This is a genomic window from Parasphingomonas frigoris (assembly GCF_036663815.1).
Lineage (GTDB): Bacteria > Pseudomonadota > Alphaproteobacteria > Sphingomonadales > Sphingomonadaceae > Sphingomonas.
This window is the reverse complement of sequence record NZ_JAXOJQ010000001.1, coordinates 294,958-319,316: the sequence shown is the minus strand read 5'-3', so window position 1 is coordinate 319,316 and position 24,359 is coordinate 294,958. Positions and strand designations below refer to the sequence as shown.

Sequence of the window (24,359 nt, the reverse complement as noted above, 5' to 3'; positions counted from 1 at the left end):
AGACCTTTTTGTTGAGCCGGCAGGCCTCGCGGCCATGGGCTGATAGGAATTGGGGTCTCGCAACCCGTTGGGCCGCAAAGTGGTGCGCGCCTTGCCATAGCGCAAGCGCACTGTCAAAGCGCACGCCCGATGACACACCCTACCCCTGACCGCCGCGAAATCCAACCGTCCGGCCCGCTTACCGGCCGCGTCCGCGTGCCGGGCGACAAGTCGATCAGCCACCGCTCGCTGATGCTCTCCGCGCTGGCGGTCGGCACCAGCCGGATCGAAGGGCTGCTCGAAGGCGAGGACGTGCTCGCAACCGCGGCCGCGATGCGCGCGATGGGCGCGACGATCACGCGCGGCAACGATGCCGTGTGGAGCGTCGACGGCGTCGGCGTCGGCGGGCTGCTGCAGCCGGCAACGGCGCTCGACATGGGCAATTCGGGCACCTCGACGCGGCTGCTGATGGGCTTGGTCGCGAGCCACCCGATCACCGCGACCTTCATCGGCGACGCCTCGCTGTCGAAGCGGCCGATGGGGCGCGTCATCACGCCGCTGTCGCAAATGGGCGCCGACGTGACCGCGAGCCCGGGCGGGCGCCTCCCGCTGATGCTGCGCGGCCTGTGCCCCGCCATCCCGATCACCTACACGCTCCCCGTCGCCTCGGCGCAGGTGAAGTCGGCCGTGCTGCTCGCCGGGCTCAACACGCCGGGCATCACCCGCGTGATCGAGCCGATCGCGACGCGCGACCATAGCGAGCGGATGCTGCGCGGGTTCGGCGCGACCGTGACGGTCGAACCCTCGCCGCAGGGCCGCATCATCGAAATCACCGGCGAGGCCGAACTCAAGCCACAACAGATCGTGGTGCCGGGCGACCCCTCGTCGGCCGCCTTCCTCGTCGTCGCTGCGACGATCGTGCCGGGATCGGACGTGGTGGTCGAGAATGTCGGCCTCAACCCAACGCGCGCCGGGCTGTTCACTGCGCTCCGCCTGATGGGCGCGAGCATCGAGGAGCTCGACCCGCGTGAAGTCGGCGGCGAGCCGGTCGCCGATTTGCGCGTCCGCCACGCCGCGCTCACCGGCATCGATATCCCGCCCGACCTCGCGCCGAGCATGATCGACGAATATCCCGTGCTGTTCGTCGCCGCGGCCTTCGCCAGCGGGCGAACGGTCGCACGCGGCGCCGACGAGCTGCGCGTCAAGGAATCGGATCGCATCGCCGCGATGGCTGCCGCGCTCGGCGCGATCGGCGCGCGCGTCGAGGAGGTCGAGGACGGCATGATCATCGACGGCACCGGCGGTGACCCGCTGCCCGGTGGTGCGACGATCGCGACGCTGCTCGATCACCGTATCGCGATGAGCTTGGCGGTCGCCGCGCTGCATTGCCGCAAGGGGAATGCCGGCGGCGGGATCACGCTCGACGATGCCTCGCCGGTAGCGACCAGCTATCCCGCCTTCTTCGATCAGATCGCCCATTTGCAGGGCGGCGCGTGATGATCGATTCGCAAAGCGCCGACATCATCGGCTTCGTCGGTGCGGTGACGATCCTCGCCGGCTTCGCCTATCAGACGCTGCGCAACGCGGCGCCGAACCTGCTGTCGAACGGATTGAATTTTCTCGGCGCATCGCTGCTGGCGGTGTCGCTGATGGTCAACTACAATCTGCCTGCGCTCGCCCTGGAACTCGCCTGGGCCGCGATCGCCCTCATAGGATTGGTACGCACGTTGGGCACACGCCGATGATCATTGCCGTCGACGGACCCGCCGCGTCGGGCAAGGGCACGATCGCCCGCGCGCTGGCGCGGCATTATGGCCTGCCGCACCTCGACACCGGGCTGCTGTATCGTGCGGTCGCCGCCAATGTCGCAAAGCTCGAACTCGACCCCGCGATCGAGGCCGATGCGGTCGCCGCGTGCGATTTCGACGATTCGCTGCTCGACAATCCCGTGCTGCGCAGCGATGCGATCGGCTCGCTTGCGTCGGTCGTCTCGGCGCATCCGCTGGTGCGGGCCGCCTTGTTCCACCGCCAGAAGCGCTTCGCCTATCAGCCGGGCGGCGCGGTGCTAGACGGGCGCGACATCGGCACGGTGATCGCGCCCGATGCCGACGCCAAACTGTTTATCCGCGCGACGCCCAACATCCGCGCCAAGCGCCGCCACGCCGAGTTGCGCGCGAACGGATCGATGATCAGCATCGACAAGGTGCTCGCCGACATCCGCGCGCGCGATCTGCGCGATTCGACCCGCTCGAACGCGCCGCTGGTTCCCGCCAACGATTCGGCATTTCTCGATACGAGCTTCCTGTCGATCGAGGCATCGGTCCAGCGCGCGATCGACATCGTCGAATCCAGGGTCGAATCGAGGGTCGAATCCGGGCGCACATCCTAGCGCCCCACCTTGCCCCCTTCCCGCGCTTGCGCTAAGGACCGTCCGTCCGGCGAGCGGTGCTCGCGGAGGCTGGCGCGACAGGCATGTCCTCTCGCGCCCTTTTCGCATTCACGCGATTTGCCCCTCCGCCCGCAGCAATCGGCGGATGTCGGCCCGGCATTCGGCTGTTCCGACACATAGGCCAAGACCGCCGGAGACAACCGGCTGGCCGGAACAATGATTTAGGATCCCATCTCTTTATGGCCACTCAGCCAAACCCAACCCGCGACGATTTCGCCGCCCTCCTCGAAATGACTCTCGGCGGTGCCGACAGCTTCGAAGGCCGCGTCGTCAAGGGCACCGTCACCGCAATCGAGAACGACCTGGCCGTCATCGACGTCGGTCTGAAGTCCGAAGGCCGCGTTCCGCTTCGCGAATTCGCGATGCCGGGCCAGAAGGCCGATCTCAAGGTTGGTGACGAAGTCGAAGTGTTCGTCGACCGCGTCGAGAACGTGCACGGCGAAGCGATGCTGTCGCGCGACCGCGCTCGCCGCGAAGCCGCATGGGACACGCTCGAAACCGAATTCGCCAAGACGGCACGCGTCGAGGGCGTCATCTTCGGCCGCGTCAAGGGCGGCTTCACGGTCGACCTCAACGGCGCCGTGGCCTTCCTGCCGGGTTCGCAGGTCGACATCCGCCCGGTGCGCGACGTCACCCCGCTGATGGACATCCCCCAGCCCTTCCAGATCCTCAAGATGGACCGCAAGCGCGGCAACATCGTCGTGTCGCGTCGCGCGATCCTCGAAGAGACCCGCGCCGAGCAGCGTTCGGGCCTCATCCTGTCGCTCGCCGAGGGCCAGATCATCGACGGCGTCGTCAAGAACATCACCGATTATGGTGCATTCGTTGACCTCGGCGGCATCGACGGCCTGCTCCACGTCACCGATCTCAGCTACAAGCGCGTCGGCCATCCTTCGGAAGTTCTCAACATTGGCGATACCGTCAAGGTTCAGATCATCCGCATCAACAAGGACACGCAGCGTATCTCGCTCGGCATGAAGCAGCTCGAGAGCGATCCGTGGGAAGGTGCAGCCGCGAAGTACCCGGTTGGTGCCAAGCTCACCGGCCGCGTCACGAACATCACCGAATATGGTGCGTTCGTCGAGCTCGAGCCGGGCATCGAAGGCCTGGTGCACGTTTCGGAAATGTCGTGGACCAAGAAGAACGTCCATCCCGGCAAGATCGTCTCCACTTCGCAGGAAGTCGACGTCGTGGTCATCGAGGTCGATCCCGACAAGCGCCGCATCTCGCTCGGCCTCAAGCAGGCGATCAGCAACCCGTGGGAGGCCTTCGCAGAAGCGCATCCGATCGGTTCGACCGTTGAAGGCGAAGTCAAGAACGCGACCGAATTCGGTCTGTTCATCGGCCTCGACAACGACGTCGACGGCATGGTCCACATGTCCGACATCGCCTGGGGCGTTTCGGGCGAGGACGCGCTCAACCTGCATCGCAAGGGCGAGATGGTTCAGGCCATCGTGCTCGACATCGACGCCGAGAAGGAGCGTATCTCGCTCGGCATGAAGCAGCTCGAGCGTGGCGCACCGGCAGCAGGCGGCGTTGCAGCCGGCGGCATCTCGGCAGCGGCATCGGGCCTCAACAAGAACGCCATCGTCACGGTCACCGTGCTCGAAGTCCGCGATGCGGGTCTCGAAGTGCAGGTCGGCGACGACGGCGCGACGGGCTTCATCAAGCGCACCGACCTCGGCCGCGATCGCGACGAGCAGCGTCCGGAGCGGTTCCAGACCGGCCAGAAGTTCGATGCGATGGTCACCGGCTTCGATCGTTCGAAGAAGCCGACCTTCTCGATCAAGGCCATGCAGATCTCCGAAGAGAAGCAGGCCGTTGCACAGTATGGCTCGTCCGACTCGGGCGCGTCGCTGGGCGACATCCTGGGTGCAGCGCTCAAGGCGCAGGGCGCCGACGCCAAGAAATAACCATTATGGGTAACTGGCGGAGCGATCGAGGTTAAGTTGATCGCTCCGCCGCCTTTTTTCCGTCGTTTCCTGCCTATCTCCATGCTAGACTTGCTGTAGATCAAGCCGATGTGGACGTATCATCCTGCGTTTTGGATGATCTCCGTTGGGTTTAAGGAAGCGTACGATGATCCGATCAGAACTTGTGCAGACATTGGCGGCCGAACATCCCGACTTGTCGCTGCGCGACATCGAGGCTCTGGTCACGACCTTTTTCGATGAGATTACCAAACGCCTCGCCGAGGGTGGCCGTGTCGAGCTGCGCGGCTTCGGCGCTTTCTCAACCCGCGCGCGCGATGCCCGCACCGGCCGCAATCCGCGTACCGGCGAACTCGTCGATGTCGAGGCCAAGCGTGTTCCCTATTTCAAGCCCGGCAAGGAAATGCGCGCAAATCTCAACGTGTGAGGTCGAGGGACTTAGTCCTCGCGGCGCAGGAATATCCAATAGCCGCCGTCGCTGGCAGATTGAACGCGGACGCTCAGCATGCGGTCGCGGTCCTCAAAATCCCCGACATGGGTGAATTCGAGATTTACGTGGCCTGCCGCGCGCGCGCTCGACGCGGCCGCGGAAGGCCGGCGTATCCATGCACGGTGCGATCTTGCTGAAGAAATCAAGGCCCAGTCGACGCCGCTCGCCCGAGCCCGACAGGCGACGTTCGGCTTCGCTGTAATAAGCGACCGTCGCATCGGCGCGCAGCCGGATCGCGCCGTACGGCAGCGTATCGACCACCGCATGGGGTAGCGCTTCCATCCGCTCTGCCAGCCGCGGATCGTCGAACCCGGGCGCCGCGACATCGTTCTCGATCATGACGGCGACTCCAGTGGGGATTGGTCGAAGACGACGGCGCCGACGATGCGATCGACCGCCGATCCATCCGAGGAAAAGGGCAGCAGCAACCGCTCGAACGTTTCGGGGCTGCCGTCACCCAAGTCGATCCGTGCATATTCGTAGGACGGCTTGCCGGTCAGCGCGCAGCGGCGATAGGCCGCCTCCTGCGCGGCCAGATCGTCACTGCCGCTGATCGCCAGCTCGGAAGCGCCGGTGGCGCCGCCCGGTGCCGCGGCGGACAGTGCGTCGCCGACCGCGGTGACCGTGAAGTCGATCGGCACGCGTCCCAGATCGACGTCCAGCACCACGATACGGTGCGGTTCACTGCAGGCGTCGATCGCGAACGTGGCGAACGGCGGTACGTCGTCCTTCGACCGAATCGCGCGCCAATGTGCGAGCAGCGACCGGGTGCACTCCGATTGCAGACGACGTGCCAGACGATCGAGCCGCTCGGCATCGGTCGCGCGCCGATCGCGCGCGACCAGCAGGCTGCGAAGCGCCGTGCGCAGCAGCGCCGGGGTGAAGGGTTTGGGCAATACGGCCTCGCTCTCGAGCGTCGCCGCAGTGCCGTTCGCGGAGGTGAACAGGCACGCCAGATCGGGTCGCTCGGCACGGAGCCAAAGGACCGCCGCTCGATTATCGGGTGCGACCATATCGACGTCGGCGACGACCGCGTCGATCGCCCGGGTCCGCAGTGCATCGCGCGCGCCCGCCGGATCGGTCGCGACGATAACCTCGAACCCGTCGTCGGACAGACCCTCGGCGAGCACCGCGCAGAGATCGCTGTCGGCATCGACGATCAGCACGGTCTCGTGCGATCGGCCGGGTCCGACCATCGCGTCTTCAGCGCTAGCGGGCCCACCCGCCGCGCCGTCTGCCACGTCGTTGGCGCGCGGCAAATAGATCGAGAATGTCGTTCCCTGCCCGACCCGGCTTTCGATCCGCAACGCCCCGAGCGATTGCTGGACGAACCGCTGCACCATCGCCAGCCCGAGACCGGTGCCCTTGCCGCGTGCCTTGGTCGTGAAGAAGGGTTCGGTGATGCGCTGCAGCGTGCGGCTGTCCATCCCCGGCCCGTCATCCGCCACCAAGACCAGCACAGCGTCCCGCCCAGCCAGTTCGACGGGATGCTCCGGCGCAGACGCGGGACTGCGTGTGACGGTGATCCGCAAATGCCCCGTTCCATTCATCGCGTCGCTGGCATTGCTGGCGAGGTTGAGCAGCGCGGATTGCAGCTGTGCCGGATCGGCAAGCGCGGGCCAGACATTCGGCGCGCAGGTGACGGTCAGTTCGACATTGCCCCGCACGCCGTGCGCGATCAGATCCGAAATCTCGCGAATCGCCGCGGCGAGGTCGACGGACTGTGGCACGACGTCCTGCTGCCGCGCGAACGCGAGCAGTTGACGCACCAGCGCGGCACCCCGCTCGATCGCGCGATTGCCCATCTGCGCCACCTGCTGGACGCGCGGATCGGCGCTGCGGTTCTGGATGACGATGAAAGCACCGATCGCGGCACCGAGGATATTGTTGAAATCGTGCGCGATCCCCGAGGTCAGCTGGCCGACCGCCTCCAGCTTCTGGCTCTGCAGCTGCGCGGCCTGCAGCGCCTCGCGGCGCTCGATCTCGGCGGTCAGGCGCTCGTTAGCCTGATTGAGCGAAGCGGTTCGCGCCCGGACACGACGTTCCAGATCGACGGCGAGGTCCCGCAGTTGCGCTTCGCGGTGGGCCAGTTTCCGGCTCCATTCGTCGCGTTCGGTCAGGTCGTAGAAATAGCAGACGACGCCGTGCCGATCGTCGGGCAGCGTGATGCGTTCGATCCGCCAGTCATAGGCTTCGCGCGCTTCGATATCGGAGCGCTGCTGGACCGTCGGGCGCGACTCATAGGGCCTGCCGCTGTGCAAGGTGTCGCGAAAGTGGCCGATAGCCTCGCTGACGAACGGTTCGGTCCAGAGCGCTCGCAGCACGTCCTCGAAATTGCGGCCGATCGGGTCGGCGATGTTTTCGAACACCCGCCGCGCACCACGGCTGATGACCCGCAAGGTGAAGTCGGCATCGACGAGATAGACACCGAACGGGTTGTTGGCGATCAGCGCCTCGAACATCTCGCCCTGCCGCCGCAAGCGCTCCTGCGCTTCGCTCGCCTGTGTTACGTCGCGCATCACCGATACGAACCCAACCACCGACCCGCTCTCGTCGCGGGTGACGAAGGTCGAACGCGCGACATCGACGATCCGGTTGGTGGTTCGATTGACGATTTGCATCGGGCCCGCCCACATGCCGTCGCGGCGGGCGGTCGGGATGATCGTCGCCGCCACGAGCGCGCGTTGCTCCGGCACGACATAATCGCTCAACCGCATTGGAAAGATATCGGCGTCCGCGACCCCGATCAGTTGCCGCCCGGCTGGATTGAGGTACAGCAGCCTCCCGTCCGCATCGCAAAGCCCGATCAGATCGCTGGTAAGCTCGGCCATCTGCAGAAACGCAGCCTGGCTTTGCGGCAGCAGGTCAAGCGACGACGCCCGCGGCGCCTTCGCCGCAGGATCGATCGCACGGACCGCATCGCGATCGGTTTCTTCCACGACGGTACCCCTCGAACCGGCAGAGCGCGGACCATAGCGCTTTTAGTCCAGATCGGCCATATTTGGCGCGGACGCTGCTACCCATCTTGCGCCATGCCGTCGGCGAGTACGAAACCGCACGCGCCGACGGCATGGCGCTGGGTCTTGTCTGCGCGATCGCCAGCCCGTATCACGCGGCCCAGATCCGCATGACAGCGTGATTGTGGTTGGCGGACGTGGCGAAATTGGTAGACGCACGGGACTTAAAATCCCTCGCCCTCAGGGTGTGCGGGTTCGAGTCCCGCCGTCCGCACCACTCGGGCAAACCGTGATCGATCCCGAGCGTCTTCGCGCAGGCGGCGCCTGTGGTCCGGCTCGTTCCGACAGAACCGTAAACGGCGGCGGGGCGCGACACCGCTAAGGCTCGCGAACAAGTGGCCAGGTCCGTTCGGCCCTTCGACACCGCACCTCCCTGCTCTCCGATCCACCGCGCGCTCCTTGCGCGTAGCTGGCAACTCGCGCGCGAGAAGAGCGTTGATGACCGGAAGGTCGGGAGCGCAAATGCGGGGAGCAGGATCAGCAGATCGGAAATCGACGCTCGACGTTCCGATGTCGACGGCCTGGTTCGACGCGCAGATCTGCCGTAATTGCGAGCGGCCCCGATCGACCCGCTATTGCGCACACTGCGGCCAGAAGGCGGCGCGGCGGCTGACCCTAAAGGACATCGCGAAGGAGAGCTGGGAGCGACTGCGGTTGTTCGAAAAAGACAGCGTCACGACGCTCTGGCGGCTAATCGCCTCGCCCGGACGTGTCGCGCGCGATTATGTGCGCGGCAAGCGGTCGTCGCAGATGCACCCGTTGAAACTGCTGGTGGCGCTGGTCGCCATCCTGCTCGTCGTCCTTGCGGCCAGCCAATACTTTCAGCATTTTCTGTTCGCCGGCCGGAACGGCGACGTCGATCGCATGGCGGCGCGGGTGATCGCCTATGGCAATTGGAGCTTCACGCTCGGCATCGTCGCGATTTTCGTGGGGAGCTGGATCGGGTTCGGCCGTCGTCTCGGCTACAACCCGACCGAGCACGCGGTGCTGGCGGTCTGCTGCCAGAATTTGATCCTGGCGTTCGTCATCCTCAACCTGCTGCCGACGCTCATCTGGCACACGCCGGACTTCATCCTGCTGCACAAACGGATGTCGTCTTATTATCTTTATGCTGTCAAATTCGGCATCGTCGGCCTCGCCTACGTCCAGTTTTTCCAGCTGCGGCTTCGCCACGATTGGCCGCGCCTCGGGCTGGCCTGCCTTGTCTATGGCGTCACCAGCTGGTCGCTGCTGCGCCTCTACGCCGCGGCGATTCTGTGGATCGTCACTCGATCAGCCTGAGGAGTGTGCCATGCGCAAAGGTTTTCTTGCGACTACCGCCCTGCTAATGCCCGCTATGCTCGCCGGGTGCGGCAAGCCCGCGCAGACGTCGGCGAGCACGACCCAATTGTCCGGCGGACAAAAGGTCGAGGCGATCGCCTCGACGCTGCAGGCCTGTTCCTACGACGGACGTCCCGTCACCGCCGATCCTGCGGCGATCAGCGACGGCGCACCACAGGAATGCCAGGTCGCGGTCAAGCGGATCATGGATTTCACCGGCCTGCCGGCGAACTTCGTCGTCGTGTCCGGACCGGTGCCGAACGCCGCGGCGCTGATCATGCTCGACCAGAACCGCGTCCCGCGCCGCGTGATCGCCTTCAACCCGGACTTCATGCGGACCGCGATGAAGCTCGTCGGGGGCGATCCGTGGGGCCCGACCAGCATCCTGGCGCACGAGATCGCGCATCATCTGTCGGGCCACACGATCGTGGCGGGCGGCAGCCGGCCGGAGATCGAGCTCGAGGCCGACAAATTCTCGGGTTTCATCCTGGCCAAGATGGGCGCGCCCGAAACTGCCGCCACCGAGATGATCCTGGCGGTTGGCACGGCGCACGGGACCCCGACGCATCCCGACAAGAATACCCGCGCAAACGCGATCCGCGATGGCTGGAACCAGGCTTGCCAGCAACAGGGGCGGCGCGATTGCGGCAGTGGTGCCGGCACCGCATCCCCGGCTGCGCCGCCGGCCGCATCCCCGGCCGCGCCAACCCCTGTTTCAACCCCAGCACCGTCACCAGCGGTAGCCAGCGCAATCAGCCAGACCTTGCCCGCGCCCGGTTCGACACCGTTCAAATATGGTCGCTTCATCGTCGACGAGACCGGCAAGCTCGACCCGACCCGCGCACGCGCGATGGACCAGCAGCTGTACGCGCTGGCCAAGGATGTCGGCGCAGAATTCACCATCCTCGTCGTCAACGACCTGCATGGCTTATCGGCGGAAGACTATGCCTGGGCGATGATGCGCCAGTTGCGCGTCGGCAAGCTCGATGTCGGCAACGGCGCCGTCGCCGTGGTCGCGCCGCGCCAGCATCAAGCGGCCGTCGCGTTCGGGCCTGGGTTCGCCAAGGAAGCCGAATTCTCCAATCCGAAGAAGATGCTGCTCGATTGGATCGACCAGGGCTGGGGCTATTGCGATGATGCCGATGGCTGCAAGGGCTGGACCGACACTCTGTTCAACGTCTTCAATCTGACGCTGGCCAACGTGCGCAACACCAAGTGGACGATCCAATATCAGACGCTTGGCCAACTGAGCCAGCATTTCGACCAGATCGCGGCCGAGCGCGCGCGAACCAAGCGCCCGTGGAACGACGCAGTGGATCAACCGCTCGGCAATCTGTTGCGGATCAGCGGGAAGGTGACCAGCCTCGACCCGCCACAGGGAATCGGCCAGGTCACCCCCGCGATCGTCAACGGCCCGCTGCGCTACAAAGCGGTCAGCCTGCGAACCGACGATGGCTACCCGATGATCCTGTACATCGCCCCGCAAACCGCCGGGCTGATGCCGTCGGGCGCGATCCGGCTGAACCAGCGCTACACGGTGGTCGGTCGGCTGCAGCGGCGCGGCGACCGGGACCGGCAGGCGTCGGCGCTATGGACCTTCAGCTACGACCCGCTTTGATCCGGCGGTGCGGCGGTATCCGCTGCACGTTCAATCCCGCCCGGCGTCGCCGTGCCGCCGCCGCCCCGGCGCGTCGGGGGCGGTGATCGTCGCGCGATCGAGTGCTTCGGGCACCAGTGCGAGATTCTGGATCGCCGCGAGCCCCCATTGCGCCGCGGCGTTGGTCGAAACCCCCGGCCATTCGAGTATTCCGTCGACGCGATGCCGCGGATCGGCTGGCCAGGTACCGAGCCCGGCATCCCCCGACAAGAACTCGTCCGCGGCGCGCGTCGCGAGCGCCGCATCCTTCTCCTCGAACGCCGCATAAGCGGTGAGCCGCGAATGCCCCTCGCGCAGGTTGCGCGGGCCGAACGGGGCGCCGAACTTGGCAAGATAATCGCCCTGCGGCGCATTGTACCAACGGCAATAGTCGAGCCATGCGGCGCGATAACGCGGCACGTCAAACAGGCGGATCAGCTCCGAACTGACCTCGACCGCGCCAAACACGGCGTTGAGATGCGAGAACTGGATGCCGCGCCCCTGATCGAGGAAGCGTCCGCTCGCCATGTCGAAGGGCGCGCTCCCCGTCATCCAGCCCTTGGGCAGCCGCCCGATGCTGTCGAGCCCCGCCGTCACGCGATCGCGCCAGCGCACGTCGCCGGTCCGCTCCCATTCGGTCAGCCACGCGGCGGCGAGCGGGCACCAGGTGGTGCCGAAGGTCATCTCGATCGTCCCCGCCGGCAGCGCGGGCTTCTTCGCCCCGTTCGGCACCTTGCGCCCGATCTCGACCGTGGTCAGCGTCTGGTCCGAGGTGACCAGATCGTGGAGGAGGTCGCCGACCCGCTCGTCGGCGGTGAGGTAGTAAAACGGCCGGCGATAGCTCGCATTGCTGACGCGCGGCTGCTTCGAGCTGTCGCTCCAATGCTGCACGCCGTGGCGCGTCCCCATCCCTTTGAAGCGGCCGCTATGATAGACGTCGACCTCGCCGGTGTGGCGCGTCATCGCCTCGGCGAAGCGCCAGGTCTTCGCGTCGCCGGTGCGCAGCACCTGGTACCACAGCCACAAATCGGGCGAGAGCTCGCTATTGTCCCACGCGAAGCCGCCAATGTCGTAGCGCCAGCGATGCCGGTCGCTGTCATAAGTGTGCATCACGTCGCCGTGATTCCAGAAACCGTACCAGGCGCGGCGATCGACTTCGCCGGCGTAGAAATCGACGAGATTGCTCAGCTGGTTCTCGATCGCGGCGCGGTTGGGGGTCGACCGGTCGGGCAGGCCCCAGTCGCCGAACACCTGCGCGGCGTGGAGGTGGGCGGGTGCGACCATCAACTGCGGCGGCTCGGCCTGCATCGTCGCGAGCCCGCGCAGCAGTGCGCTGTCGGGCGTTGCCGGGAACGCCCACAGCATCAGCTCGCTGGTCCGCGCGATCCCCGCGGCATCGTCCCAGCCGGGTTCGTAATCTTCGTAGGTGACCGCCAGGCCTTCGTTCTGCGCGTCGAAGCGCTCCATCCCCATCGTGCCGTGATACGGCCGCATGTCCATCGCCGCCGCCTCGGGCGACCAAAGCCACGCCGTCAGCGCGGCGGCGTCGCCGGTCGCGCCGTCGATGTGCAGCGCGGTCGGATGCCGCTGCCAAAAATAGCGCACGCCGAGCGCCGCGCCGCCCTGCGGCGAGCCGACATACGCCAGCCCCGGTGCACGACGCCCTTCGTCGGCGTCGATCCAGCCCTGCTCGGGCGCGGTCCGCTTGGTGATCGCCCAGCCATTGGCGGTCGGCTGCTCGAGCCGGAAGTCGCCCCAGGCGGGGATCCGCTCGAGCGTCGCGCGCACGGCCTTGGCCATCGTGTCGAGCGGCGGGACCGCGCGGCCAGCGATCTGCGCCGCCTTGAACGCCATTCCGGGGTCACGCCGCAACCCGGTAAGCGGGCGTACCCCTTCGGCGAAGAATTGCGCGTCGGTGGCGAAGCGCACGTGGCGATCGTGGAGCGCGGCGTCCTTCACCGGCACGCTCGCGCGCACGCCCAGCGCCGAGACGAAGTCCTTCGACGCGCTGCCATCGAACACCACGCTGTGCACCATCCTCAACCCGGTCGACCCGGCATAGGCATAGAGCCGCACGACGAACGGCAACCAGCGGCGCTCGCCCGATATGTGCGCGCCTTCGATCTTCACGACCGCGCGTACCGGGCCGGTCTGCTCGACGGTAACGCGCTCGATCCGGCCCGCGAAGGGCAGGTCGGTGCCGTGCAGCGGCTCGGTCCGCGCTGCGCCGATGAGGGTGACGGGGCCGAGCACCGCCCGACCGGCAACACTCGCCTGCTGGACCAATGCCGCGCCGGACTTGCCGATGCGCCATTGCAGATCGCCGACGCTGATTATCACCGCATTGGCGCTCTCGGTCACGCGGACGGGGCGGGCTGGCATCGCGGGGCGGCCGCGCGTGACGCTCAGCCCTTCGGGCGCGATGTCGGCGGGGATCGCATGCGCGCTCCATTTGATCGAGCCGTCAGGCCAGCTCGCGGTGGTCCAGCCCTGCGACGGGACCGGCGTGCCGTCTCGCGCCGTCACGCTCAGCGCCGTGCCGCGCTTGACCGCGCCGCGCGGCCAGGCGACGCCGAAGGTCTGCCCCGGCTGGAGCGCGGGCGTCGCGCCGTCGATCCAGCGCACCGGCGCTACCTGAAACGCCGCAACCGGGGCCGCGCCCAACCGCGCCGGCAGCAGCGCGACGCCGCTCCCGAGCAAAGCCGCCTTGAGCGTCTCGCGTCGATTCAGCATGTCTTTCTCCATCAACGGTGCGTCACCGACACGCGCCGGATGCGCAGGTGGCTCCACGTGGTGCGCAGGCCCCAATGGCCGCGCGTGTAGGGTCGGGTGTCGTCGAGCGTGAACAGCCGCTTGCCGTCGCGCTCGACCGCGACCGTGCGGCCGTCGGCGATCAGCGCGATCCGCGTCCAGCGATTGGCGACGAGCATCGCGGCGGGCGCGGCTTTGTCATGCTCGGGCAGGATCGGGCGGTTGCCGGGCACGCCGATATAGCGGCGGAAGCGCGTCGTGCTGTTCCGGTTGCCGCCGATCCCGACATAATAGGTGATGAGGTCGTCATAGCCGGCGAAGGCGCCCGAGCGCGGCGTGGTCAGTACCGACGATCCGTCGCGGTTGGTCGCCATCCAGAAGGCGTTGAGGTCGCTGACCTGGTCGTTGGCGCCGCCGGCGGACACCGCCATCGCCTCGAACCGGATCGTCGTCGGCGCGGTGATCGGCCGGGTCCACCACAGGGTGAGGCCCTTTGGCGTGTCGATGTCGATCACACCGCCGCGTTCGGTGACGTGAGCAGCCGGCGATTCGGCCTCGATCCGCCAATTGTCGAGCGAAGTCTGGGGCGCGGCGCCGAGCAGCGTCAGCGCGGCGATGCTGCCGAGTAGCTTTGCGCTCCTCATATCCTCTCTCCCCGCCTTTGCGTAGCGTCCGCGCGAGCATAGGACAGCGGGCGCTGGTTTGCCAAGCCAGTCCCGCACTATATTGGCTTATGTCATATTATGGAAATACGAGCCCGATCCGGCACTATAAGAGTCATTGCGATTTGTGGAATGAGATCGCATGATGCGGGACAAAGAGGAAAGTGAGAGGGTGCCATGAAGGCAAGAGTCCTGCTGAGCGCGCTGCTGGCCATCGCCACGGTGCCAGCGATCGGTGCGAAAGCGCCGCCGCCGCTGCGTATCTTCATCGCCAGCGATTCCACCGCGCAGGACTATAAGCCCGACAAATATCCGCAATCGGGCTGGGGGACGATGCTCCGCTGTGCGCTCGCGCCCAATGTCACAGTCGAGAACCGTGCGATCGGCGGGCGCAGCACCAACAGCTTCATCCGCGAAGGCCGCCTCGACAAGATCGCTGCCGACCTGCGGAAGGGCGACACGCTGATGATCCAGTTCGGGCATAACGATCAGAGCGCCGACAAGCCCGAACGCTACACGACGGTCGACCAGTACATCGCCAACCTCCACCGCTTCCTCGCCGTGGCGAAGACGGCCGGCGCGAAAGCGGTGATCCTCACCCCCGTCGCGCGCCGCGACTTCAAGGACGGGATCGAGCAGCAAACCTACCCACTCTATGCCAATGCCGCGCGCCAGGTCGCGCGCGACACGCGCACGCCGCTGATCGATCTCGGCAAGCTGTCCGAGGCGATGGTGCAGGCGCTCGGGGAACAGGCGGCAGCGGCCTATTACCTTCATTATGACGGCAGCGCCGGGGCGCCGGGCTATCCCACCGGCGTGCACGACAACACGCATTTCAGCGAACTCGGCGCGCGCCATGTCGCCGACCTGATCGCGGTCGAGTTGCACGCACTCAAGCTGCCCGTGTCTCGCTACGTCACGCCGCACGTCCCCGCGCTCACCCGCACGACGCCCGCCGGCGGCCCGTCTTGCGCCTGATCGCCGGTCTCGCATTGAGCCTCGCCGTGGCGCTTCCCGCGCACGCGCAGACGCGCAGCTTCACGCTCGCCGGCAAGGCCGCGCCCGACGCGACGTCCGTCGCCCCCGATCACGCTTATGCCGACGGCTTCGGCTACGAACCCGGTTCGACGCGGTTGTTCTCGGTCGCTGCCACGCCGGGGAACTACAGAGTCACGGTCACGCTCGGCCTGCCAAAACAGGCGACCGAGACGACGATCAAGGCGGAGTCGCGCCGGCTGATGCTCGATGCAGTGCGTGTGCCTGCCGGGCGCAGCATCACGCGCAGCTTCATCGTCAACGTCCGCAACGCCGCGCTCGTCCCCCCGCCGCTCAACGCGCCCGGCGGAACTGCGTTGCTCCTCAAGCCGCGCGAGCGGGGCTCGTTCAGCTGGGACGACAAGCTCACGCTCGAGATCCTCGGCGATCATCCCGGCGTCACCGCGATCGCGATCGCGCCGGTGCAGGTGCCGACCATCTTCCTGCTCGGCGATTCGACCGTCACCGATCAGGGCGCCGAACCCGCCGCGAGCTGGGGGCAGATGCTGCCCGCTTTCTTCAAGCCCGACATCGCGATCGCCAACCACGCCGAGAGCGGCGAGACGCTCAAATCGTTCATCGCCGAACTGCGCTTCGCCAAGGTGCTCGAAGCGGTGAAGCCCGGCGATTGGGCGTTCATCCAGTTCGGCCATAACGACCAGAAGGCGAACTGGCCGCAGACCTATGCCGCGGCCGAGACGACCTATCGCGCCTATCTGCGCACCTGGATCGCCGAGTTCCGTCGCCGCGGCGTCACGCCGGTGCTCGTCACCTCGCCCGATCGCCGGATGTGGAGCGGCACCAAGATCAAGTCGACGCTCGCCGACTATGTCGCGGCGGTGAAGGCGGTCGGTGCCGAGCAGCAGGTCGCGGTGATCGATCTCAACACCGCGAGCATCGCCTTCTACGAAGCGCTCGGCCCTCAGCGCGCGCCGCTGGCGTTCAACGACGGCGGAAAGGACGCGACGCATCACGACAATTACGGCGCCTGGGTACTCGCACGCAGCGTCGCCAAGGGCATAGCCGACGCCGGGCTCCCGCTCGCCGCGCATCTCGCGCCCGATTTGCGGGCGTTCGATCCGGTCCAGCCGCCCGATCCCGCGACATTCCGCGTTGCGCCCAGTATCGCCCACGACACCACTCGACCCGACGGAAGCTGACATGACCTCACGCCGCACGTTCCTCGCCTGTGGACTCGCCGCGAGCCTGCCCCTGCCCGCCTTCGCGCAGGATCCCGGTGTCGGCGCAGGCGCGCGCGTCGGCAGCGGCACGGTCGAGCGCTTTCCGCTCTGGCCGAAAGCGCCACCCGGTGCCGCGCAGACCAAGGTGACCGACGCCTGGGTCAAGCGCTCACCGACGGGAGGGCCCGACGACATCGCCTGGCCGCATGTCGCGATGCCGATGCTGAGCGTACTCAAGCCTGCCCGGCCGAATGGCGCCGCTGTGCTGATCTGCCCGGGCGGCGGCTATGTCCGCGTCGCGGTCGGGCGCAACCCCGGGGCGATCTCGCAATGGTTCGCCGATCGCGGCGTGACCGCGTTCGAACTGCTCTACCGGTTGCCGCACGATGGCTGGGCGGCGGGGGCCGATGTCGCGTTGCAGGACGCGCAGCGCGCGATGCGCGTGATCCGCGCGGGCGCGGGCACGCGCTGGACGGTCGATCCCGCGCGCGTCGCAATCACCGGCTTTTCGGCGGGCGGCCATGTGGCGGCCAGGCTCGCGGCACGCTCGACGCTCGCCGTCTACGATCCGCAGGACGCCACGGATCGGCTGTCGGCGACGCCGACCGTCGCCGGGCTGTTCTACCCCGTCATCACGATGTTCGACGAGGGCGTCCACGCGCAGTCACGCCGCGAATTGCTCGGCGCCAACGCTACCAGCGCCGACTTTCAGCGCCGCTACTCGGCGCAGATCGACCTGCCCGCCGACATGCCGCCGACCTTCATTGCCTGCAACGCGGACGATCCGGCCGTCCCGTTCAAGAACAGCCTGCTGATGATCGAGGCGCTGCACGCCGCGAAGGTCCCGGCATCGCTGATGGTGTTCGAAAAAGGCGGCCACGGCCCGCCCGCCAAGCGTCGCGACGGGACGATCGTCCCATGGCAGCAGATGTTCGCCGACTGGGCCGGGGAGCATGGCTGGCCCGCCTGACCCGACGCCACGACCAAGGAAATGACCATGCGTATGACCGTCGCGGCGCTCCTGCCGCTCGCCCTGCTCGCCGCGCCCGCCGCCGCGCAGACCGCCGATATGAAGAGCTGGGTCGATGCCAAGACCGGCCACAAGATCGTCCGCATCACCGATGCACCCGGGAACTACGCACTCTACTTCAATTACAACGCCTATACGCCCAACGGCGACACGATGCTCTACTCGACCACCGAGGGGATCCAGGCGATGGACCTCAAGACGTGGACGCTGCGCACCGTGCTCAAGCGCCGCGGCATCCGCTTGCTGTTCGCCGGCCACAAGACGCGCAGCGCCTATTTCTCCGAGACCGACCGCAGCAAGCCCGACGCCCCCGTCACCATCTCGGCTGCCGACATCGATACAGGCGTGGTGCGCAAGATCGCCGAGGTGCCGCGCGGCAGCCAGATCGACACGATCAACGCCGATGAAACGCTGCTCGCCGGGCAGTTCACCACGCGCCCGGTCGAGCTCCAGCCCGGCACCGCCGGCCACGACCCGCGCACCGACCAGGCCGCCTATGCCGCCAATGGCCCCGACGGCAAACCGCTGCCCTATGCCGAGGCCAAGGAAGTGCGCCTCAACGACCGGCTCGAGGCGAAAATCCCGATGGAGATCTTCACGCTCGACGTGAAGACCGGCGCGCGCCGCACGATCGTCACCGCGACCGACTGGCTCAACCATTTGCAATTCTCGCCGACCGATCCGACGCTGCTGATGTATTGCCACGAAGGCCCGTGGCACAAGGTCGACCGCATCTGGACCGTCCGCACCGACGGTAGCCGCAACACCAAGATCCACACGCGCACGATGAACATGGAGATTGCCGGACACGAATTCTGGTCACCCGACGGCAAGACGATCTGGTATGATCTGCAGACCCCGCGCGGCGAGGATTTCTGGCTCGCCGGCTACGACGTCGCCACCGCCCAGCGCCGCTGGTTCCACCTCGAGCGCAACGAATGGTCGGTGCATTACAACGTGTCCGCCGACCAGACGCTGTTCTCGGGTGACGGTGGCGATCCCGAGATGGTCGCGCACGCGCCCGACGGCAAATATATGTACCTGTTCCGCCCGCGCGCGATCGCCGACGTCGCGGGCATCCATGCCGACAATGCCGGCGCGCTGATCGCGCCGGGTACCTTCGCGACCGAAAAGCTCGTCGATCTTGCCAAGCAGGATTACAAGCTCGAGCCCAACGGGCGCTTCTCGCCCGATGGCCGCTGGCTGTTCTTCCGCGCCAATATCGAGGGCAAGGCGGCGATCTACGCCGTCGCCACCGACAAGGCGCGGTAGCGGGCCTATTCCGCCGTTTCGGACGGCGTCAGGCTGCCGGGGAAGTAGCCGAGGTGCGGCGGCTGGTTATACGCCGTGTTCTGCCAAGCCACCCCGGCGCGATAGACCGGATCCTGCATCAGCGTGACCAGCCGATGCTGGGTCGGATAGGGCGTGACGTAGATCCGCAATTCGCGATTGTCGGCGGTGCGCCACACCACTTCCTCGCGCCAGTCGCCCAATATGTCGGCCTGCAACGCCGGGGTGGCCTTGGTCCCGTTGTTCGACGCGAGTCCCTCGGGCGACAGCAGCGGGAAGGCGGTGGCGGTCTTCCAGTCCCATTTGCTGATCGTCGTCTTGTCGAGCAGTTCCTGCAGCAGATCGCCATCCCAATAGAGCGCGAAGTTGGTCTGGCGCGGCGCCGGGCCGATCGCATTGCCCTTCACGTCGAACAGGTCGCGGCTGTTCGAGCCCCACAATTCGGCCCCGACATGCCGTGGGTCGATATCGGCGGCGAGCCCGCGGCCGGTGTCGGTGTCGGCGGGCTTGCTCCACAGCACTTGCCCGGTCCGCGCGTCGAGCAGCGCCGAGCCGATCCCGCCATTGGTCTTGACCTGCTCGTGCACGCCCCATTTCTCAAGGCCGGGCCGCGTCGGGTCGAGATCGGCGACGTGCATCGCATCGCCGTGGAACAGCGGATCGGTCCACAGCCCCTTTCCGTCATCGTCGAGCGCCATCGATCCGTAGATCACCTCGTCGCGCCCATCGCCGTCGACATCGGCGATGCTGAGCTGGTGATTGCCGCGATCGGCATAGTCGCCATTGCCCGGCGCCGACGAATCGAAGGTCCAGCGCTTGACCAGCTTGCCGGCGCGGAAATCCCAGGTCGCGACGACGGTTCGCGCATAATAGCCGCGGCCGAACACCATGCTGGGATGCTGCCCGTCGAGATAGGCGGTGCCGGCGAGGAAGCGGTCGGCGCGGTTGACATAGCCGTCGCCCCACGTGTCGCGCAGCTGCTCGAAGGTGGGGTTGCCACCGGGATAGCGCGGCGGATCATAGGGCTTGGTGTCGAGCGCGCGGCCGCTGCGGCCGTCGAACACGGTGAGATATTCGGGCCCCTTGAGGATCCGCCCGACCAGCGGCGCGACCTTGCTGCCGTCGGCCAGCACCTTCGCGCCGGTGTGGTCGGGCTGCGGCACTTCGCCGCCATGCTCGCGCCAGTCGGCCGTGGCGTCGCCGATCACCGCGCCGGTGCCGTCGACGGTCCCGTCGGCGGTCTTCATCGCAATCTCGGCGCGGCCGTCGCCGTCATAGTCGGCGATCTGGAACTGCGTGTAGTGCGCACCGGCGCGAATGTTCTTGCCCAGGTCGATCCGCCACAGCCGCTTGCCCTCGAGCGTATAGGCATCGACGAACACATCGCCGGTATAGCCAGCCTGGCTGTTGTCGTGGCTGTTGGTCGGATCCCACTTCAGCACGATCTCATAGCGGCCGTCACCGTCGAGATCGCCGACGCCGGCATCGTTGGCGGTATAGCTATACGCCTCGCCAGCCGGGGTCGTACCGCCAGGCGGCGGGGTGAGCGGGATCGACAGATAGCCATTGGGCGCCATCAAGGCAGGCCGCTTCTCGGGGGCGCCGTTCGCGACCGCCAGCGTGTAGCGCGCGCCGGCGCTGCCCTGCGGGTCGACGAAGGCGGTGGCATCGGTCACCGGGCGCGGCGTGATCTTGCGGCCGTCGCGATAGACGTCGAACGCGACCGCGCGCGGATCGCTCGACAGCAGGCGCCAGCTGACCAGCCAGCCGCCACCCTTCGCGGGCGTCGCGACGAGTCCGCGATCGAGCTTCTCCATCGCATGTGGCGGCGGGGCCGCTGCTGCCGTTGCAGCCACGGCGCAAAGCGCCACGTTTGCCCAATAATAGCTGCGCATCCGGATCATCCTGTCTCTCCATTGGCGACGGTCGGCCTCGCCATATCTCAACAATTATGATTGCATTTCACCAAATGGCAACATAGAACGGAACAGCGATCCACAATGTGGATGTTAGACGGAACAAGCGATGGCGACGGCAAGAACCGCGCCGCACGAGAGGGGATGACGTGACACGGCCAACGCATGCATGAACGCCGGTTCGATACGCGCCGCCTCGGCAGCGCGCGGCATACCTGAAGCAGCATCAGATCATAACAGGACGTTCAAATGGCTCGAAAAGCCAGGACGCCTCAGGGGGAGGATTATCATGACCACTACTCGTTCGGCACCGCGTCGCCAGCTTTTCCGCACCACCTCGGTCGTCGCGCTGACGCTTGGCTGCGTCCTGCCCGCGATCGCCCAGGCGCAGACCGCGCAGCCCCAGACTGCCAAGCCCCAGTCCACCACGCCCAATCCCCCGGTCCAGCCGCAGCCGCAGACCGCGCCGCAGAACGACCAGACCATCGCCCCCTCCTCCGCCACGGTCGAGCCGGCGACGCCCGACCGCCGCTCGGGCGACGTGTCGCCGCCGGTCGAGACGCAGTCGGCGCAGGACAATCCCACCATCGCCGGGCGCACCAGCCCCGATGACGCGACCGCGCAGGACATCGTCGTCGTCGGCACGCGCGCCTCGCTGCAGTCGGCGATCAACCGCAAGCGCAACGCCGGCACGGTGGTCGACTCGATCGTTGCCGATGACATCGCCAGCTTCCCCGACAAGAATATCGGTGACTCGCTGTCGCGCATTACCGGCGTCCAGCTCCAGCGCGATTTCGGCGAAGGCGTCGCGGTGTCGATCCGCGGCGTCCAGCCCGAGCTCAACCGCGTCGAAATTAACGGCGTCAGTCAGGCCTCGGCCGGCGGCACGCGCGCGGGCGACTTCCGCGAACTCGCCAGCGAACTCGTCAAGTCGATCGACGTCTACAAGGGCTATTCGGTCGATCTGACCGAGGGCGGCATCGGCGGCACCGTATCGGTCGAGACGCGCAAGCCGCTCGAGCTCAAGAAGCCGCTGGGCACGATCGTCTTCTCCGAGCAACATCTCGACACGACGCAGGACTGGCGGCCGCGGGGCACGATCGTGCTCGGCACGCCGCACCTCTTCACCGACAAGCTCGGCGTTCTGCTCAACGTCACCTACGACGACAAGACCACGCGCCAGGATTACATCAGCAACACCCAGTTCAATCGCTTCGCCGATTTCGACCGGACCGACACCAAGACCGTCGCAAACCCGACCTACGCCGCAAACAACACCTATGCGAGCTGCGCCGGGGTGACCGGCAACACCGCCTCGGCCGCGACGGCCAACCGGCTGGCGTGCGAGAACCAGTTCTTCGACTGGATCCCGACCTCAGTCCGCTATCGCAACCTCGTCCGCCGCGACAAACGCATCTCGGCTGATTTCTCGGTTCAATATGAAGTCGCGCACAATCTGCGGGTGTTCGGCGAAGCGCAGATCAACAACCGCGACCAGCGTCTGTCCGACACCAACTACTCGATCGACACGTCGCGCTTCGAGCGTTTCCAGACCGACGCGGCGCTGGCGACCAACGCCGCGGGTGGCGCCTCGCGCCCGCAGATCACGCGCGGCACGTCAACGGTCGACGCCAACCATGTCGTCACGAGCTGGACCAACGCACTTAATTCGGTGAACATCGGCACCGCCGCCGCGCCGAACTACAACGGCTCGAGCAACATCCTCGGCGTCCAGCGCCGCGATTTCGATTATAAGCAGAAATCGAAATATTACCTCGGCGGCGCGGAATGGAAGCTCGACCGGTTTCAGGTCAATCTATTGCTGTCGCGCAGCGAAGCGAGCACGATCAACAACACCAACCTGGTGGCCTATTCGACCGGCGTATCGGGCATCGGCGTCGATCGTCGTAACGATCTCGGCCTGCCGGTGTTCATCTATCCGACCAACATCAACCCGGCGGATCCCAACATCTACACCGACACCAGCCGCCCGGGGAACACCGGCCAGGCCGGCCCGACCGTGCAATATCGTCCGTCGGACCTCAACAACAGCGAAAACCAGGCCAAGCTCGACGTCGATTGGAAAACCAATCTGGGGCCGATCAAGAGCATCGAATTCGGCGGCCAGTATCGCAAGCAGGCGTTCCTGAATTACACCAACGGCGGCTTCCGCCTGCTCTCGGCGCCGGGCGCCACGCCCCTGGTGTATCAGACCGACAACAACCAGTCGTTCACCACGGTGATCGACCGCGTCAATTCTACCGTCCCCGTCCGGCGCAACGGCAACACCTTCTATATCACCCAGGCCGAATATCAGACGCTCGTCACCGGCAATACTGGGCTGAGCGGCGGCGCACCGCTGTTCACCGGGCTAAGCGTCGTGCCGTCGAGCGCACCGGGGCGGATCGCAGTGCCTAATTTCAACACCGCGGTGCTAGGGCAATATTACGATCTGTCGAAGTTCAACCAGGCGACCGTCCGTTTCGCCGACGGCCTGCCGCAGATCCCGAGCGTCAAGATCGACGAGACGATCTTCGCGGGCTATCTGAAATACAACCTCGACACGACGGTGTTCGGGATGCGCCTGACCGGCAATGGCGGGGTGCGCTATCTCCATACGAAGGACGCCGGGACGGGCACCAACGTCAGCCGGATCACGCGCCGCACCGCGACCGGCGGGACCGAGACTGTAACGCTGGCCGCCCAGCAATTGTCCCTGCGCAACAGCTACACCGACATCCTGCCGGCGTTCAATCTGGCGCTCGAGTTCACGCCCAATCTGGTGCTGCGCGCCAACTGGGCGAAGAACCTCGCGCGTCCGGCGCCGACTGATCTGGTGCCCAACATCAACTGCCTCGACGACCAGACGCTCGCCGCGGCCGGCGCGCAGGTTTGCACCGCGGGCAATCCGCGGCTGCAACCGTATCGCGCCGATCAGTGGGAGGCCAACCTCGCCTGGTATCCCAACAAGGATACGCTGCTCAGCCTGGGCTATTACAAGAAGTATGAGTCGAGCTTCGTCATCCCCAACGTGACGCAGTCGAACGTCGACCTGTTCCAGGACGGCACGCTCTACACGGTGCGTCAGCCGATCAACGGCTTCGGCGCGCTGCTCGACGGCGTCGAGGCGAGCGCGCAAACCGCTTTCACCTTCCTGCCGGGCATCTTCAGCGGGTTGGGCGCTTCGGGCAACCTCACCTGGGCGCGCGCGATCCGGACCAATCTGACGAATGCGGCGACCGGAGCGCCGCTCAACGAATATCCCGGCCTGTCGAAATGGACGTACAATGCGAGCATTTTCTACGACAAGGGCTTCCTCAACGCGCGACTGAGCTACAATTACCGTTCGGACTGGCTCGTCACGATCGCGGATTCGACCAACGGCAACCTGCCGAACTACCGCCAGGCCGAGGGCTATCTCGACGGCAAGATCACGATCCGCATGCCGAAATACCATTCGAGCGTGTTCTTCGAGATGCAGAACATCAACAAGGCGTACTCGCGCTCTTACATCAAGGGCATCGGCACGTCGGAAGTCTACTATCCCGGCCAGCGCCTGTTCGCCGGCGTCCAGCTGAAATTCTAGGCCGCACGCCGGAGCACCTTTCCTCCCCCCCTGCGGCTGGCTATCCTCGCGGTTGGCCAGCCGCCTTTTACGGGGAGCCGACCCGG

18 protein-coding genes and 1 tRNA gene are annotated in these 24,359 nt (G+C 66.5%); 14 read left to right on the top strand and 5 right to left on the bottom strand.

What is annotated here, in order from left to right:
- Positions 1-129: 129 nt before the first annotated feature.
- From aroA to U1872_RS01425, 5 genes are all read left to right on the top strand, one after another.
- Positions 130-1,476 carry a 3-phosphoshikimate 1-carboxyvinyltransferase gene (aroA, locus tag U1872_RS01445; protein WP_332791096.1) on the top strand — a complete coding sequence of 449 codons (1,347 nt, stop codon included), beginning with the start codon at positions 130-132 and terminating at the stop codon, positions 1,474-1,476.
- A complete protein-coding gene (locus U1872_RS01440; protein WP_332791095.1) occupies positions 1,476-1,724 on the top strand; it encodes a CBU_0592 family membrane protein in 249 nt (82 codons plus the stop codon). Before aroA ends, U1872_RS01440 begins: the two co-directional genes overlap by 1 nt.
- A complete protein-coding gene (gene cmk / locus U1872_RS01435; RefSeq protein ID WP_332791094.1) occupies positions 1,721-2,368 on the top strand; it encodes a (d)CMP kinase in 648 nt (215 codons plus the stop codon). Before U1872_RS01440 ends, cmk begins: the two co-directional genes overlap by 4 nt.
- Before the next feature lie 239 nt (positions 2,369-2,607).
- Positions 2,608-4,341 (top strand): 30S ribosomal protein S1, encoded by a 1,734-nt coding sequence (gene rpsA, locus U1872_RS01430; RefSeq protein WP_133188650.1) that lies wholly within the window; start codon positions 2,608-2,610, stop codon positions 4,339-4,341.
- A 166-nt stretch (positions 4,342-4,507) separates the two neighbouring features.
- Positions 4,508-4,786 carry an integration host factor subunit beta gene (locus tag U1872_RS01425; RefSeq protein WP_332791093.1) on the top strand — a complete coding sequence of 93 codons (279 nt, stop codon included), beginning with the start codon at positions 4,508-4,510 and terminating at the stop codon, positions 4,784-4,786.
- Between the two features lie 93 nt (positions 4,787-4,879).
- Here the strand turns inward: U1872_RS01425 and U1872_RS01420 are convergent, their stop codons facing one another.
- Positions 4,880-5,188 (bottom strand): hypothetical protein, encoded by a 309-nt coding sequence (locus U1872_RS01420; RefSeq protein ID WP_332791092.1) that lies wholly within the window; start codon positions 5,186-5,188, stop codon positions 4,880-4,882.
- Positions 5,185-7,788: an ATP-binding protein gene (locus U1872_RS01415; RefSeq protein ID WP_332791091.1), complete on the bottom strand. Its 2,604-nt coding sequence runs from the start codon at positions 7,786-7,788 to the stop codon at positions 5,185-5,187. The genes U1872_RS01420 and U1872_RS01415 overlap by 4 nt, the downstream gene beginning before the upstream one ends.
- Positions 7,789-7,850: 62 nt before the next feature.
- On the opposite strand from U1872_RS01415, the gene U1872_RS01410 reads away from it, so the two are divergent.
- The 4 genes from U1872_RS01410 (at position 7,851) to U1872_RS01395 (ending at position 10,804) form a co-directional block, all read left to right on the top strand.
- Positions 7,851-7,988: a hypothetical protein gene (locus tag U1872_RS01410; protein ID WP_332791090.1), complete on the top strand. Its 138-nt coding sequence runs from the start codon at positions 7,851-7,853 to the stop codon at positions 7,986-7,988.
- A 9-nt stretch (positions 7,989-7,997) separates the two neighbouring features.
- Positions 7,998-8,083: transfer RNA gene (locus U1872_RS01405), tRNA-Leu, on the top strand.
- A 293-nt stretch (positions 8,084-8,376) separates the two neighbouring features.
- Positions 8,377-9,147 carry a DUF3667 domain-containing protein gene (locus U1872_RS01400; protein WP_332791089.1) on the top strand — a complete coding sequence of 257 codons (771 nt, stop codon included), beginning with the start codon at positions 8,377-8,379 and terminating at the stop codon, positions 9,145-9,147.
- A 10-nt stretch (positions 9,148-9,157) separates the two neighbouring features.
- Positions 9,158-10,804, top strand: coding sequence for a TPM domain-containing protein (locus U1872_RS01395; protein WP_332791088.1), 1,647 nt, complete (start codon positions 9,158-9,160; stop codon positions 10,802-10,804).
- Between the two features lie 30 nt (positions 10,805-10,834).
- Here U1872_RS01395 and U1872_RS01390 read toward each other — a convergent pair whose 3' ends face one another.
- Together U1872_RS01390 and U1872_RS01385 are read right to left on the bottom strand one after the other, a co-directional pair.
- Positions 10,835-13,555 (bottom strand): exo-rhamnogalacturonan lyase family protein, encoded by a 2,721-nt coding sequence (locus tag U1872_RS01390; protein WP_332791087.1) that lies wholly within the window; start codon positions 13,553-13,555, stop codon positions 10,835-10,837.
- 11 nt (positions 13,556-13,566) lie between these two features.
- Positions 13,567-14,217, bottom strand: a complete 651-nt coding sequence (locus U1872_RS01385; RefSeq protein ID WP_332791086.1) for a DUF6250 domain-containing protein — start codon at positions 14,215-14,217, stop codon at positions 13,567-13,569.
- Between the two features lie 195 nt (positions 14,218-14,412).
- Here U1872_RS01385 and U1872_RS01380 point away from each other — a divergent pair, with 195 nt between their 5' ends.
- The 4 genes from U1872_RS01380 to U1872_RS01365 are packed head-to-tail and all read left to right on the top strand — an operon-like array spanning position 14,413 to position 18,753.
- Complete coding sequence (locus tag U1872_RS01380; RefSeq protein ID WP_332791085.1) at positions 14,413-15,213, top strand: rhamnogalacturonan acetylesterase; 801 nt, start codon at positions 14,413-14,415, stop codon at positions 15,211-15,213.
- Positions 15,204-16,430: a rhamnogalacturonan acetylesterase gene (locus U1872_RS01375; protein WP_443025296.1), complete on the top strand. Its 1,227-nt coding sequence runs from the start codon at positions 15,204-15,206 to the stop codon at positions 16,428-16,430. The genes U1872_RS01380 and U1872_RS01375 overlap by 10 nt, the downstream gene beginning before the upstream one ends.
- A 1-nt stretch (position 16,431) precedes the next feature.
- On the top strand, positions 16,432-17,421 hold the full coding sequence (locus U1872_RS01370; protein ID WP_332791084.1) for an alpha/beta hydrolase: 990 nt from the start codon (positions 16,432-16,434) through the stop codon (positions 17,419-17,421).
- A gap of 27 nt (positions 17,422-17,448) precedes the next feature.
- Positions 17,449-18,753 carry an oligogalacturonate lyase family protein gene (locus tag U1872_RS01365; RefSeq protein WP_332791083.1) on the top strand — a complete coding sequence of 435 codons (1,305 nt, stop codon included), beginning with the start codon at positions 17,449-17,451 and terminating at the stop codon, positions 18,751-18,753.
- 5 nt (positions 18,754-18,758) lie between these two features.
- Here U1872_RS01365 and U1872_RS01360 read toward each other — a convergent pair whose 3' ends face one another.
- Positions 18,759-20,666, bottom strand: coding sequence for a rhamnogalacturonan lyase (locus tag U1872_RS01360; RefSeq protein WP_443025327.1), 1,908 nt, complete (start codon positions 20,664-20,666; stop codon positions 18,759-18,761).
- A gap of 310 nt (positions 20,667-20,976) precedes the next feature.
- On the opposite strand from U1872_RS01360, the gene U1872_RS01355 reads away from it, so the two are divergent.
- Positions 20,977-24,273: a TonB-dependent receptor gene (locus U1872_RS01355; RefSeq protein WP_332791082.1), complete on the top strand. Its 3,297-nt coding sequence runs from the start codon at positions 20,977-20,979 to the stop codon at positions 24,271-24,273.
- Positions 24,274-24,359 lie beyond the last annotated feature (86 nt).